At 49.0% G+C, this 13,775-nt stretch carries 13 protein-coding genes and 1 other RNA gene; all 14 read left to right on the top strand.

Features of this window, described 5'->3' with window-relative positions; all coding sequences use genetic code 11:
- Nucleotides 1-114 precede the first annotated feature (114 nt).
- The 14 genes from garP to hisS all read left to right on the top strand — a co-directional run bounded on the left by garP (nt 115) and on the right by hisS (nt 13,631).
- Nucleotides 115-1,449 carry a galactarate/glucarate/glycerate transporter GarP gene (gene garP, locus RYZ59_RS15395; RefSeq protein WP_137382394.1) on the top strand — a complete coding sequence of 445 codons (1,335 nt, stop codon included), beginning with the start codon at nt 115-117 and terminating at the stop codon, nt 1,447-1,449.
- Between the two features lie 15 nt (nt 1,450-1,464).
- On the top strand, nt 1,465-2,235 hold the full coding sequence (gene garL, locus RYZ59_RS15390) for a 2-dehydro-3-deoxyglucarate aldolase (protein ID WP_202037665.1): 771 nt from the start codon (nt 1,465-1,467) through the stop codon (nt 2,233-2,235).
- A 30-nt stretch (nt 2,236-2,265) separates the two neighbouring features.
- Nucleotides 2,266-3,156, top strand: a complete 891-nt coding sequence (gene garR / locus RYZ59_RS15385) for a 2-hydroxy-3-oxopropionate reductase (RefSeq protein ID WP_202037666.1) — start codon at nt 2,266-2,268, stop codon at nt 3,154-3,156.
- Nucleotides 3,157-3,221: 65 nt separating this feature from the next.
- Entirely contained in the window at nt 3,222-4,367 is a 1,146-nt protein-coding gene (garK, locus tag RYZ59_RS15380; protein ID WP_318049352.1) for a glycerate 2-kinase, read from the top strand.
- Nucleotides 4,368-4,399: 32 nt separating this feature from the next.
- Nucleotides 4,400-4,776, top strand: an RNA gene (rnpB, locus tag RYZ59_RS15375) — RNase P RNA component class A.
- 52 nt (nt 4,777-4,828) lie between these two features.
- Complete coding sequence (locus tag RYZ59_RS15370) at nt 4,829-5,266, top strand: hypothetical protein (protein WP_318049354.1); 438 nt, start codon at nt 4,829-4,831, stop codon at nt 5,264-5,266.
- Between the two features lie 23 nt (nt 5,267-5,289).
- A complete protein-coding gene (locus RYZ59_RS15365; RefSeq protein ID WP_318049358.1) occupies nt 5,290-5,808 on the top strand; it encodes a hypothetical protein in 519 nt (172 codons plus the stop codon).
- Nucleotides 5,809-5,818: 10 nt separating this feature from the next.
- Nucleotides 5,819-6,100 (top strand): PAAR domain-containing protein, encoded by a 282-nt coding sequence (locus RYZ59_RS15360; protein ID WP_318049360.1) that lies wholly within the window; start codon nt 5,819-5,821, stop codon nt 6,098-6,100.
- Nucleotides 6,101-7,225, top strand: a complete 1,125-nt coding sequence (locus tag RYZ59_RS15355) for a PAAR domain-containing protein (RefSeq protein WP_318049362.1) — start codon at nt 6,101-6,103, stop codon at nt 7,223-7,225. It begins immediately after the preceding gene.
- Nucleotides 7,215-7,631: a hypothetical protein gene (locus RYZ59_RS15350; RefSeq protein WP_249357543.1), complete on the top strand. Its 417-nt coding sequence runs from the start codon at nt 7,215-7,217 to the stop codon at nt 7,629-7,631. Before RYZ59_RS15355 ends, RYZ59_RS15350 begins: the two co-directional genes overlap by 11 nt.
- A gap of 610 nt (nt 7,632-8,241) precedes the next feature.
- Nucleotides 8,242-9,594: a histidine-histamine antiporter gene (gene hdcC / locus RYZ59_RS15345; RefSeq protein ID WP_005131726.1), complete on the top strand. Its 1,353-nt coding sequence runs from the start codon at nt 8,242-8,244 to the stop codon at nt 9,592-9,594.
- Nucleotides 9,595-9,634: 40 nt separating this feature from the next.
- A complete protein-coding gene (locus RYZ59_RS15340; RefSeq protein WP_318049364.1) occupies nt 9,635-10,771 on the top strand; it encodes a histidine decarboxylase in 1,137 nt (378 codons plus the stop codon).
- A gap of 212 nt (nt 10,772-10,983) precedes the next feature.
- Nucleotides 10,984-12,366 carry an amino acid permease gene (locus RYZ59_RS15335; RefSeq protein WP_249357544.1) on the top strand — a complete coding sequence of 461 codons (1,383 nt, stop codon included), beginning with the start codon at nt 10,984-10,986 and terminating at the stop codon, nt 12,364-12,366.
- Complete coding sequence (hisS, locus tag RYZ59_RS15330) at nt 12,363-13,631, top strand: histidine--tRNA ligase (RefSeq protein ID WP_137382484.1); 1,269 nt, start codon at nt 12,363-12,365, stop codon at nt 13,629-13,631. The genes RYZ59_RS15335 and hisS overlap by 4 nt, the downstream gene beginning before the upstream one ends.
- The last annotated feature ends 144 nt before the right edge of the window (nt 13,632-13,775 follow it).

The following is a 13,775-nucleotide window of genomic DNA, read 5'->3' as shown; positions in this document are numbered from 1 at the left end:
CGGTTTCATAGCACCTGATAAATTATTGCGTATTTCTATTGGCGGTAATTAATTATTAAAAATGCCTGCCAAATAATAAAAGACATGTGCCCGAGGTAGCCCGAGGTAAATAGTATGATACTGGATACGGTGGTAGAGAAAAAGAAAGGCACGCACACTCGTTATTTAATATTGCTGGTAATCTTTATTGTTACAGCCGTTAACTATGCGGACCGTGCGACGTTGTCTATTGCCGGTACGGAAGTGGCGAAAGAGCTACAGCTTAGCGCCATATCAATGGGTTACATTTTTTCGGCTTTTGGCTGGGCTTATTTGCTGATGCAAATCCCCGGCGGATGGCTGCTCGACAAGTTCGGTTCGAAGAAAGTCTACACTTACAGCCTGTTTTTCTGGTCGCTGTTTACCTTCCTGCAGGGATTCGTGGATATGTTTCCGCTGGCCTGGGCGGGTATTTCAATGTTCATCATGCGTTTCATGTTGGGCTTCTCTGAAGCGCCGTCTTTCCCGGCTAACGCACGTATTGTGGCCGCCTGGTTCCCCACGAAAGAGCGCGGTACGGCATCGGCAATTTTTAACTCCGCACAGTACTTCTCCCTGGCGTTATTTTCCCCGCTGTTGGGGTGGTTAACTTTTGCCTGGGGCTGGGAACATGTCTTTACCGTGATGGGGGCGATCGGCTTTGTGCTGACCGGGCTGTGGGTGAAATTGATCCATAACCCGACCGAGCATCCGCGTATGTCGCAAGAAGAACTGAAGTTTATCTCTGACAACGGCGCGGTGGTCGATATGGATCACAAGAAGCCGGGCGATGCGGCATCTGGCGGTCCTAAGCTGCATTATATCAAGCAGTTGCTGACTAATCGCATGATGCTGGGGGTGTTCTTCGGACAGTATTTTATCAATACCATCACCTGGTTCTTTCTGACCTGGTTCCCGATCTACCTGGTGCAAGAAAAAGGCATGTCGATCCTGAAGGTTGGTCTGGTGGCTTCTATTCCTGCGCTGTGCGGATTTGCCGGTGGCGTGTTGGGCGGGGTGTTCTCCGATTATCTGATTAAACGCGGCTCCAGTATTACTCTGGCGCGTAAGCTGCCAATTGTGCTCGGGATGCTGCTCGCGTCGACCATCATTCTGTGTAACTACACCGATAATACCACCCTGGTGGTGGCGTTGATGGCGCTGGCGTTTTTCGGAAAAGGCTTCGGCGCGCTGGGCTGGCCGGTGATTTCCGATACCGCACCGAAAGAAATAGTCGGTCTGTGTGGTGGTGTATTTAACGTATTTGGCAACGTCGCTTCCATCGTAACCCCGCTGGTGATTGGTTACCTGGTGAGCGAGCTGCACTCATTTAATGCTGCGCTGATGTTTGTAGGATGCTCGGCGCTGATGGCGATGGTTTGCTACCTGTTTATTGTCGGTGACATTAAACGTATGGAATTGCAGAAATAAACAAAGGTATAGGCGATGAATAACACGATATTCCCGAACAAATTTAAAGCGGCCCTCGCGGCGCATCAGGTGCAGATTGGCTGCTGGTCCGCGCTGGCCAATCCAATCAGTACCGAGGTATTAGGCCTGGCAGGCTTTGACTGGCTGGTGCTGGATGGTGAGCATGCACCGAACGATATCTCGACGTTTATCCCACAACTGATGGCACTGAAAGGTAGCATCAGCGCACCGGTTGTGCGTGTTCCGACTAATGAGCCGGTCATTATCAAGCGTCTGTTGGATATTGGGTTTTATAACTTCCTGATCCCGTTTGTTGAAACCGAAGAAGAGGCGGTAAACGCCGTAGCATCTACCCGTTATCCGCCAGAAGGGATTCGCGGCGTGTCCGTTTCCCACCGCGCCAATATGTTCGGCACGGTGCCGGACTACTTTGCCCAGTCGAATAAGAACATCACCATCATCGTGCAGATCGAAAGCCAGCAGGGTGTTGATAACGTTGATGCCATCGCGGCGACCGACGGCGTAGACGGTATTTTTGTTGGCCCGAGCGATCTGGCTGCGGCATTAGGTCATCTCGGCAATGCTTCCCACCCTGACGTACAGAACGCAATCCAGCACATCTTTGCCCGCGCGAAGGCACACGGCAAACCCAGCGGCATTCTGGCCCCGGTAGAGGCGGATGCCCGTCGTTATCTGGAATGGGGCGCAACGTTTGTTGCTGTGGGTAGCGATCTTGGCGTATTCCGCTCGGCCACACAGAAGCTGGCTGACTCCTTTAAAAAATAACCACCATCGACAGTAGAGAGAGATAGAGATATGACAATGAAAGTTGGTTTTATTGGCCTCGGTATTATGGGTAAACCAATGAGTAAAAACCTCCTCAAGGCAGGTTACTCGCTGGTGGTTGCTGACCGTAACCCACAAGCGATTGCGGAAGTCATCGCCGCAGGCGCAGAAACCGCGACGACGGCGAAAGCCATTGCTGAACAGTGCGACGTGATTATTACCATGCTGCCGAACTCCCCGCATGTGAAAGAGGTCGCGCTGGGTGAAGGTGGCATCATTGAAGGGGCGAAACCGGGCACCGTACTGATCGATATGAGTTCCATCGCACCATTAGCCAGCCGAGAAATCAGCGACGCGCTGAAAGCGAAAGGCGTGGATATGCTGGATGCACCGGTGAGTGGCGGCGAACCGAAAGCCATTGATGGCACGTTGTCGGTGATGGTTGGCGGCGATAAAGCGATTTTCGACAAGTACTACGATCTGCTGAAGGCGATGGCGGGCTCCGTCGTGCATACCGGCGAAATTGGCGCGGGTAACGTCACCAAGCTGGCGAACCAGGTTATTGTGGCGTTGAACATTGCTGCAATGTCTGAAGCACTGACGCTGGCGACCAAAGCGGGCGTGAACCCGGATCTGGTGTATCAGGCTATTCGCGGCGGACTGGCTGGTAGCACCGTGCTGGATGCCAAAGCGCCGATGGTGATGGATCGTAACTTTAAACCCGGTTTTCGTATCGACCTGCATATCAAAGATCTGGCGAATGCGCTGGATACTTCGCACGGCGTGGGCGCACAGCTGCCGCTGACCGCAGCGGTAATGGAGATGATGCAAGCGCTGCGCGCTGACGGGCTGGGAACGGCTGACCACAGTGCGTTGGCATGTTACTACGAAAAACTGGCGAAAGTGGAAGTCACTCGCTAACAAGAAGGGCGCGGATGCGCGCCCTGTATTTCTTGCCTTGCGCGGCACAGTCAGGCTACATAACTATGAAAATCGTAATTGCCCCAGACTCTTATAAAGAAAGCCTGTCTGCCTCCGAGGTAGCTCAGGCAATAGAAAAAGGATTTCGGGAAATTTTCCCCTATGCGCAATATGTTTCTGTTCCGGTTGCCGATGGTGGTGAAGGAACAGTGAAAGCGATGATAGCCGCGACGCAGGGGACTGAACGTTCAGCCCTGGTGACGGGGCCGCTGGGTGAAAAAGTGAATGCCTGCTGGGGCATGTCCGGTGACGGTAAAACCGCGTTTATTGAAATGGCGGCAGCCAGCGGCCTGGCGTTGGTTCCTCCTGAAAAGCGCAATCCATTAGTGACAACGTCTTGTGGTACCGGAGAGTTGATTTTGCAGGCGCTGGATAGCGGTGCGCAGAGCATCATTATTGGCATTGGCGGCAGTGCGACCAACGACGGCGGCGCGGGTATGGTGCAGGCGCTGGGGGCAAAACTTTGTGATGCCAACGGAACTGAAATCGGTTACGGCGGCGGTAGCCTGGTTTGCCTCAATACCATCGATGTTTCAGGGCTGGATCCGCGCTTAAAAACCTGTTCAATCCGCGTTGCCTGTGATGTGACGAATCCTCTGACGGGCGATACTGGCGCATCCCGCATCTTTGGCCCGCAGAAAGGGGCGACTGAGGAACACATTGTCGAGCTAGATCGCAACCTTTCCCACTATGCCGATATTATTAAAAAATCGCTCAGGGTGGATGTGAAAGACGTGCCTGGCGCGGGAGCGGCTGGTGGTATGGGAGCCGCGTTAATGGCTTTTTTAGGCGCGGAGCTACGCAGTGGTATCGAGATTGTGACTCAGGCGCTCAATCTGGAAGAACATATTCATGATTGTACGCTGGTGGTCACCGGTGAGGGACGCATCGACAGCCAGAGTGTGCATGGCAAAGTGCCGATTGGTGTGGCAAATGTGGCGAAGAAGTACCACAAACCCGTAATTGGTATTGCCGGTAGCCTGACACGCGATGTGGACGTGGTTCATCAATATGGCATTGATGCGGTGTTTAGCGTATTAACCCGTATCGGCACGCTGGAGGACGCTTTCCGCGGGGCATCGGATAATATCTACCGCGCTTCAAGGAATATCGCTGCCACGCTGGCAATCGGAATGCGTAGTGCGGGGTGACAAAGGCGCACGAACCCTCTATACTGCGCGCCGAAGCTGACCAGACAGTCGCCGCTTCGTCGTCGTCCTCTTCGGGGGAGACGGGCGGAGGGGAGGAAAGTCCGGGCTCCATAGGGCAGGGTGCCAGGTAACGCCTGGGGGGGAAACCCACGACCAGTGCAACAGAGAGCAAACCGCCGATGGCCCATGCAAGTGGGATCAGGTAAGGGTGAAAGGGTGCGGTAAGAGCGCACCGCGCGGCTGGTAACAGTCCGTGGCACGGTAAACTCCACCCGGAGCAAGGCCAAATAGGGGTTCACAAGGTACGGCCCGTACTGAACCCGGGTAGGCTGCTTGAGCCAGTGAGCGATTGCTGGCCTAGATGAATGACTGTCCACGACAGAACCCGGCTTATCGGTCAGCTTCACTCTTTATAAAACCCCGCTTCGGCGGGGTTTTTGCTTTCTGGGCAGGCTAAATGAATGACTGTCCACGACGCTATGCTCAAAATAACGCGGCTTATTGGTCAGCTTCAACTTCGTCTAAAACACTACATTAGTGTCTCTCTGGCCTTCATCGGTGAAAATGTGACACAGACGAGGCACACCAACGGCAGTTCCATCCCGAATATCCTAAAGCGTGGCAACCGCTACAGCCTTCATTTCCGACTTCCTTCAGGTGGCTTTTTTTGCATCTCTCTGGGCTGTGATTCGGTCAGTGCCGCAACAGTCTTTATACCTTCACCTACGCCACCAGGTCGAAACATTGCCCGTACAGCAAAACCTTTGATACTTCACAAGGTGAATCAAAAATCAGGAAATATTCACCCTGAAAATTATTTAAAACACGGTTTTACTTTAAGTAAAAATCACTTCCTGCGTGTGGTTGTTATTTGTACAATGAATGTTGGGCACGGATAAACTCACAGCAAGTAGAGGGACTTATGCAGCAGTATACCAACGAACTTACTCCAGAGATTTTGGCTTCTTTTGATAAACCCGCTTTCAGTAATGAGCAACTTTCCGGAATGACTGAGGAATCGCAGGAGTTCCTTGCTAAACAGCAAGCTGACTTGAAACAGCATCCAGTTATTGAGATCTACCGCATCGCGGTTGAAGGAAGTCTGACTCGTGACGGCGGCATACTCAAAACCGCAACTGTTACTGCGGAAATAGAGATTAGCAACGGTCAAAAACTGCGAGTAGCTCAAACTCTGGATACTGTTGTTTATCCCGATGGCGCAAAAGCGGCAGTAATCAGTGGCGCAGGAGACGCTGGACATAATGGCACTGGTCAAAGCGTTGCACTTGTTGGCAGTTGCCTCAGTAATGGTGATGAAATAATAAGCACACCACAAGGTAGAGCAATACTGGTACTTCGCCGTGGTATCCCAGCAGCTAAAGGATTTCTTGTTAACCATTTCAAAGTAGAAAAAGTATCTGAAACAGAGCTTACTCATTGAGGGATCAAAGATGGTTACGCAAAGAACGCTTGCAAAGCTGGGGAATAAAACGAGGTACGGGCACATTATTTCCGCCTCATCAACTATTTTTGATGAAGACCACAATCCATTGGTGAGGGCTGGTGATAAAGCATGGTGTGATGTTTGCAAAGGTGCTTTTGAAATCAATGCAACCTATACCGGATTCCTTGAAGCGGGTTTCATCGCGGGTGATGGGGATCTGGTTTTATGCCACTGCAAAGATAACTTTGTGATCGCTATATCTGGTTTTACAGGCGAACGTTATCCGTGAATGATGAGCGCTAAACCAGCAGCCTTTGGTATAGCCCCGGAACAACAAACTCAGCAAGAGCCAGAACAACATGCCCAGACAGCCAAAAAGAAACGCATTGGTGTAGATGCTGGTTTTTGTGTAGTCCCTCGACAATCGACAACCGAATCTTTCGAAAGCATCCTGTTTGCTGGCGGTCAGCCAGAAGGAACCCGAGAACTTTACCGCTCATTGAATGGTGCTGGTAAGGAATACAAAGCGGGATCTATTCTGCTGGTGGTTGACCCTAATAAGCAGGACAGCGAACAGATTGCACATATGCAGGCTGCGAAAGCGCGAGTTGATGCAGCGTTAGCCCCTCTTTCCATTCTGCAAGCCAACTTCCTTTTCAAACACAAAGACACCATTGAGATGTTCGCCGCTGCTGCCAGTACGGCGAGCGATACTTATGGATACTCAGGACAAGCAACCGAAGCCGCGAAAGGGTATTTCGAACAGGTAGAAAAAATCCTTGTCGAGATCGAGAAGACCTACAAAAACCAGTACATCACCAGCGGCACACTGATTGGCGAACAATTCTTCGTTGAACGCCGCCGCTTGTTTGGTCAGCTTGATAGCGTTCTTAAGATGTTCATGAAACATCGCTTCATGTTCAACGAGTACGCAGATCTAAAAAGTGCCCTTGGCCTCTCAAGCCGTTCAATCACACACCGCTGGAACGAAACAGGCGTAAGCGATATTGAAGGTTACGCAACCCATATCGAGAAGCTGGCAAAGTACGTCAAGTGGATGGAAACCGCCGGGAAGATCGGCATTGGTCTGTCTGCCTTTGATACTGCCGCAAAAATCACCGAAGCCTGCACCGTGGGCAGGGACTGTGCGAAAACGTCGTTTACTTCCATTGGGGAGTTTTCCGGGAGCCTGATCGGCGGAGCGATAGCTGGAAAAATTGCGGGTACAGCCGCAGCAAATACCGTCTGTGCGATAGTGCTTGGCGCTGCAACCATAGAAGCCGCAGGTGCCGGAGCATTACTTTGTACGCTTGGCGTAAATGGAGCTATTGCATATGGGAGCGATAAAGCCACATCCGCGTTCGGTGGCTTCGTTGGTGAATCGCTATATGAGGTTACAAGCAATGACCATTGATGACCTACTTAGCGCCAAGGCAACAGTAATTATTGGTGCACTTGCTTTCGGCTTCGGTATAGCCAGTATCATAGCCTCAGTTCTGAACAGGGATAGATTTAAAGAGATCTGCATCCTGTACAAAGAAAGATACGGTAGTTTGCCTGATGCTGTATTGCTGTTCGAGAACGTCAACACGCTTTATGTCAAAGTGGCATACAGCACAAAAGTGAGTTTTATATACATGCCGCTGTTGTGGAATAAAAGCTCAATCCTGACCAAAAACGATGATAAGGACTTTATTCGTGGGCTACCAAAACGGCTTATTGGCCCATTCTACGCGGAGATATACCTAGCGGTTGTCAGTCTGTTGTTTTTTGTCGTTGGTGTGTTACAAATGTTAGCAATTAGGCATGGTTGGGTGTGAAAGGAGCTTCACTCGGTGGACTTTGCACTGTAACACAAACTGCGATACAGTCTGCGACACACGACAACCCCAGTGCTGTAGATGCCTAACGTATGGTTGAACGAAGCCGGCTTATCGGTCAGCTTCACTCTTTATAAAACCCCGCTTCGGCGGGGTTTTTGCTTTGTGAGGCGTAGCCCACAGGAAGGCATCGTTCTATCCGTTGTAACATAAATTATGTTCTCTCTTTTGAATCACACCCTTCTACTTTATCCCTATCAGAAATGCCCGTTTTTGGCGTGATAAATAGGTGTCTTTAAATTACTCATAATTGTTAACATTGAAACAACACCATCAACAAAAAAGTACATTATTAATAAACGATCGTCGTGATTTTTTTCCTGATTATTTTAGTGTCGCCTTTGTTTTATTCAGGTCGAATAAAAGGGGACAGAGTCAATTACCGATAAAATGGTTAAAAAGTGAGCAAAAAAAACCGCTCAAAAAAAATTGATTCATTATTATTTTTGATTGTTGTCACAATAATGGACATTTCTATTCATAACAATGGCCCACGAATTCAGTACGAATTTCCACTTATTGCAAAATTTTAAATTAATAGGAAACCATTATGGGAACAGTAAGCTCAGGCTCTGCTCATAAAATGGGAGTCATTGCCCTAACGTTAGTGACCGCATCAAATATGATGGGGTCTGGCGTATTTATGTTGCCAACTAATCTCGCAGGAATAGGCTCCATCTCAATATGGGGATGGGTATTTACCATCATCGGCGTTATTGCACTTGCATTAGTTTTCGCTAAAACCAGTTTAATTACACCTCGTACCGGCGGTATCGTGGCTTATGCCAGTGATGCCTTTGGCCCATTCATTGGGTTTCAGACAACAATGTGCTATTGGATCAGCGCATGGGTAGGTAACGTTGCACTATTGGTCGCAGGTGTCGGCTATCTCAGTTTCTTTTTCCCAGAGCTTAAAAATCCAACTTACGGTTGTATTGCCGCAATTATTATTCTGTGGGCATTTGTTTTCCTTGCTAGTTTTGGTGCCAAAGTTGCGGGGCGGGCACAATCCTTTACCGCAACCTGCGGGTTAATCGTAATATTAGGCGTAGGATTTATTGGGTGGTTCTGGTTTAACCCATCGCTCTATACTGAAGTTTATAATGGAACGGGTCATAGTGATTCCTCAGCAATTATTTCTGCTGCGTCGATTGCGCTATGGGGCTTCCTTGGTATTGAATCTGCAGTCGTTTCTACCGGTCAGGTCGAAGATCCTGAACGTACGGTTCCTCGGGCTACCGTTATGGGGTTATTAATCGCCTCCGTATGCTATGTCGGTAGCTGCACCGTTATTATGGGGTTAGTACCACATAACGTTCTGGTAGATTCAGCAGCACCTTTTGCTGATGCCGCACGCTATATGTTCGGTAATACGGCAGGGAACATTGCTTCCGCACTGAGCATCATTGCCTGCTTTGGTTCCATTTCGGGTTGGCTGATACTTCAGTCAGAAGGCCCGCGCGCAGGTGCTCAACAAGGACTTTTCCCGAAATTCTTTGAAGAAACCAACAAGCAAGATGTCCCGATGAAAAGCCTCATTTTTACCGGTGTATTAATGAGTATTGTCTTGCTTCTGACGGCCTCTCCGAATCTGGCGAAACAATTCCAGGCTGTAATCTTAATGTCGGTATTTGCTTCACTTCTGCCATATATGTACGCCCTGATTTCGCTTCCAATTATTCTTGTTTCAAAGAAAGCCAATCGTGGAAGATCGTTTATGTTTTACTGCACGTTGGTTGTTATTGGCATGATTTACTGCATCTTTGCTTTGCTTGGTTCTGGCAGCGACTCCATATTCTGGGGCATCTTGATGATGATGGTAACCATTCCATTATTCTCTTTTGTTGCTGCCGGGCGTAGCAAGAAAGGTCAGGATATTCTTTATTTAGATAAACGTATCTAAACGTATCCAACTGTATTAGTTTCATCCATGGGAGTTTAAAATGACATTATCTATTGTCGATCAGAATAAGCTTGATGTTTTTTGGTCATATTGCGTAAAAAATCAGTATTTTAATATAGGTTATCCAGAGTCAGCCGACTTCGATTACACAATACTGGAACGGTTTATGCGTTTCTCTATAAACAATTGTGGTGATTGGGGAGAGTATTGTAATTATTTGCTGAACTCGTTTGATTTTGAAAAAGAGGTAATGGAGTATTTCGCTAAGATTTTTAAAATCCCATTTGAAGAAAGCTGGGGTTACGTTACCAATGGGGGAACGGAAGGTAATATGTTTGGCTGCTATCTGGGGCGTGAACTGTTTCCAGAGGGTACGCTTTATTACTCGAAAGATACTCATTATTCCGTTGCGAAAATTGTTAAGTTGTTGCGCATCAAATCAAGTCTGGTGGAATCACAGCCGAATGGCGAGATGGACTATGATGACTTGATTCGTAAAATTCAACGCGACAACGAAGAACATCCGATTATTTTTGCAAATATCGGCACAACCGTTCGTGGCGCTATTGATAATATTGCTGAGATCCAACAACGGATTGGTCAATTGGGTATCAAACGTGACGATTATTATCTACACGCTGATGCTGCGCTGAGCGGTATGATTTTGCCGTTTGTGAACGATCCGCAACCTTTTAACTTCGCTGATGGTATTGATTCTATTGGCGTTTCCGGCCACAAAATGATTGGCTCGCCTATTCCCTGCGGCATCGTGGTAGCGAAAAGGAAAAACGTTGACCGGATTTCTGTCGAAATTGATTACATCTCTGCACACGATAAAACCATTTCTGGTTCTCGTAACGGCCATACGCCGCTAATGATGTGGGAAGCGATTCGCAGCCACTCCTGGAGCGACTGGCAACGCCGCATTGAACATAGCCTGAATATGGCGCAATACGCAGTCGATCGCTTACAGGCTGCGGGTATTGATGCCTGGCGCAATAAAAACTCTATTACCGTGGTTTTCCCTTGCCCGTCAGAAGCCGTCTGGAAAAAGCACTGTCTGGCCACCTCCGGTGACATCGCTCACCTGATTACCACTGCCCACCACCTTGACTCCAGCAAGATTGATGAGCTGATTGACGATGTCATTGCCGACCTGAACCAACAGGCCGCATGAAGAAAGGGCAGTGATAATCATCACTGCCCTCAGGAGCGCCGCAACCGATGCCGAGACCAATCATTATCGGTTGCGTCTGTCAGGCTCTGTTCTTACAGAGCCTGCAACGAGATTACCGCTTTACCGATGGGTTGTAACGACAAACTTTGGCCCTGAACATGCGCGGGAGAAGTCCCGTTCATCTCACCATGATCTATTAAATGAGGACTGGCATGGATAAATGTTGCGCGAAGACAAACCAAATGGGCCTGCTTGCGCTGACCATGATGACAGCATCAAATATGATGGGTAGCGGTGTGTTTATGCTGCCTGCCACGCTTGCGAGAATAGGTTCAATCTCTGTCTGGGGATGGGGGCTCGCGTTTTTAGCGATTGCTGCCCTGGCACTCATTTTCTGCAAAATGAGTGAGTTATTTCCGCGCAATGGCGGCATCATAGCCAGTATTACTGCCAGCTTTGGCCCCTTTATCGGCCTACAAATGACATTGTTCTATTGGTTGTCAACGTGGATTGGCAACTGTGCGCTGCTGCTAGCCGGCGTGGGATATCTCTCTTTCTTCTTCCCGGTATTACACAACCCACTTTATGGCACGACGGCATGCATTGTGCTGCTTTGGTGCTCTGTTCTTTGGGGATTACGTGGCGCAAAACGGGTTGGCTATATGCAAATGTTCACGGGCAGTTGCATGGTGCTGGTGATCCTCAGCATCGGCGTCATGGGCTGGGGGCATTTTGACGTTGCTCGTTATCAGGCTGCCTGGAATCTGAGTGGCGTCAGTGATCATCAGGCAATCATTAATGCGGCAACCATTTCATTATGGGGTTTTCTGGGGATTGAGTCTGCATCTGTCTCGTTTAGCCAAGTGAAAAATCCACGCCGCACTATACCTCTGGCCACCTTGTTAGGGTTGGGGATCGCTGGGTTATGTTATGCCAGTTCAACCAATGTCATGATGGGGCTGCTCCCCCATGATGTGCTGATGAACTCTTCCTCACCTTTTGCCGACAGTGCAAAAGCAATGTGGGGCAGTACGGCTGGGGCGATTATTTCAGCCATGGTTGTTATCGCTTGCCTCGGTGCGATGCCTGGTTGGCAAATCCTGCAAACGGAAGTCCCCAGGGCTGCGGCGGAAGATAATTTGCTCCCTGCTTTTTTTGCCCGTACTAACCGTCATGGTGTTCCCTGGTGTGGGTTGGTTTTTACTGCAGCGCTGATGACTGCACTCCTGCTATTCACATTGTCGCCAAATCTGCAGAACCAGTTCCAGAGCGTGATTACATTGGCCATCTCTGCCAGCTTACTCCCCTATGCATTTGCTGCAGTCTCACTGCCGGTCATGATGGTTGTTCATCGCCGGGGAGGTGATGCCAGTTTCTGGACTTATTGCTGCCTCAGTCTGGTTGCGTTGAGCTTTATTGCGCTGGCGTTAATGACAGAGAGTGCCTCCACCGTGGTATGGGGAATTATTTTACAGATGATCACCATCCCTCTTTACCTGCTTTATGTTGCCCGGCGCCATCGTCTGAACAAGAGTGTCCCGCAGCACAATTTAACTGAACAATCTTTTTCTTTATTAAGCAAGGAGTTGTCATGAGCAAAATTCAGGCCATACGAGGTATGCGCGATGTGCTGCCTGACGAAACACCAATGTGGCAGTGGTTGGAGCGTAAATTTCATCAAATGGCGTTTCGTTATGGATACCAGGAAATGCGTCTGCCGCTCCTGGAACCCGTTGCGCTCTTTGAACGTGCGGTGGGTGAAGCGACCGATATCGTCTCAAAAGAAATGTACGACTTTACCGATAAAAGCGGTGAGCATATTACCTTGCGCCCGGAAGGGACCAGCGGATGTATGCGGGCGGTCCTGGAAAATAACATGTGTTACAACAAGTCACAGCGTTTGTGGTATCAGGGGCCGATGTTTCGTTACGAGCGTCCGCAAAAAGGGCGGTTACGCCAGTTCACGCAGTTTGGCGTCGAAGCCTTCGGAATGTCCGGTGCCGATGTTGATGCTGAACTGATCTTTATGGTGCGCGATCTATTTGAAGATTTAGGCATATCACAGAACGTCCGGCTGGAAATTAACTCATTAGGGACGCCGGAAGAACGCCAGGCACATCGCAGGGAACTGGTGAGTTGGTTTACTCAACATAGAGACATGTTGGACGAAGACAGCATCAAGCGCCTGGACGTAAACCCACTGCGTATCCTTGATAGTAAAAACCCTGAAATGCAAGAAATGATAGAGAACGCACCTCGCTTACTGGATTTTTTGGAGGATGATTCACAGCGGCATTTCAATACGTTGCGGACTCTGCTCGACAATGCCGATATAACCTATCACATTAACCCACGACTGGTGCGCGGGTTGGATTATTATTCACGCACTGTTTTTGAATGGATTACCGATGACTTAGGTTCTCAGGGGACAGTTTGCGGTGGTGGTCGTTACGATGGTCTGGCTGAGTTATTTAATGGTAAGAAATTGCCCGCCTGTGGGTTTGCCATAGGTATCGAACGATTGTTGCTTCTGCTGCAGACGGTTTATGACGGCCTGAATCCTCAGTGGCAATTCCATCCTGATGTTGTGATTACCAGTGAGCTGGAGGATGGGGGGATACAGGTGCAAGTGCTGGCTTGCGCGCTTCGTCGAGACTTGCCTGGTTTACGTGTCCTCACTGATTGTAGCGGTACCAAACTTAAACGACAGCATCAAAATGCCCTTAAGAGTGGTTGTCGTTTTATTCTGACCATTAATGCTGATCAACAAATTCGTCTTTGGGATTTACAAAATAACCAGCAAAATTTACTAGCGATTCAAGATATTGCATTACGACTTGATGAGCTTAACCAGAAATAAATGAACTGGGCTATCAAAAGGGTATCTTGTTGTCTTTTGGTAGCTCCTGTAAGATTCTTTAGAAATCGGGTGATGCTGCCAACTTACTGATTTAGTGTATGATGGTGTTTTTGAGGTGCTCCAGTGGCTTCTGTTTCTATCAGC

Source organism: Citrobacter sp. HN-141, from assembly GCF_033341895.1.
In the GTDB taxonomy this organism is placed as follows: Bacteria; Pseudomonadota; Gammaproteobacteria; order Enterobacterales; family Enterobacteriaceae; genus Citrobacter.
This window is presented reverse-complemented; position numbering and strand designations above follow the sequence as displayed.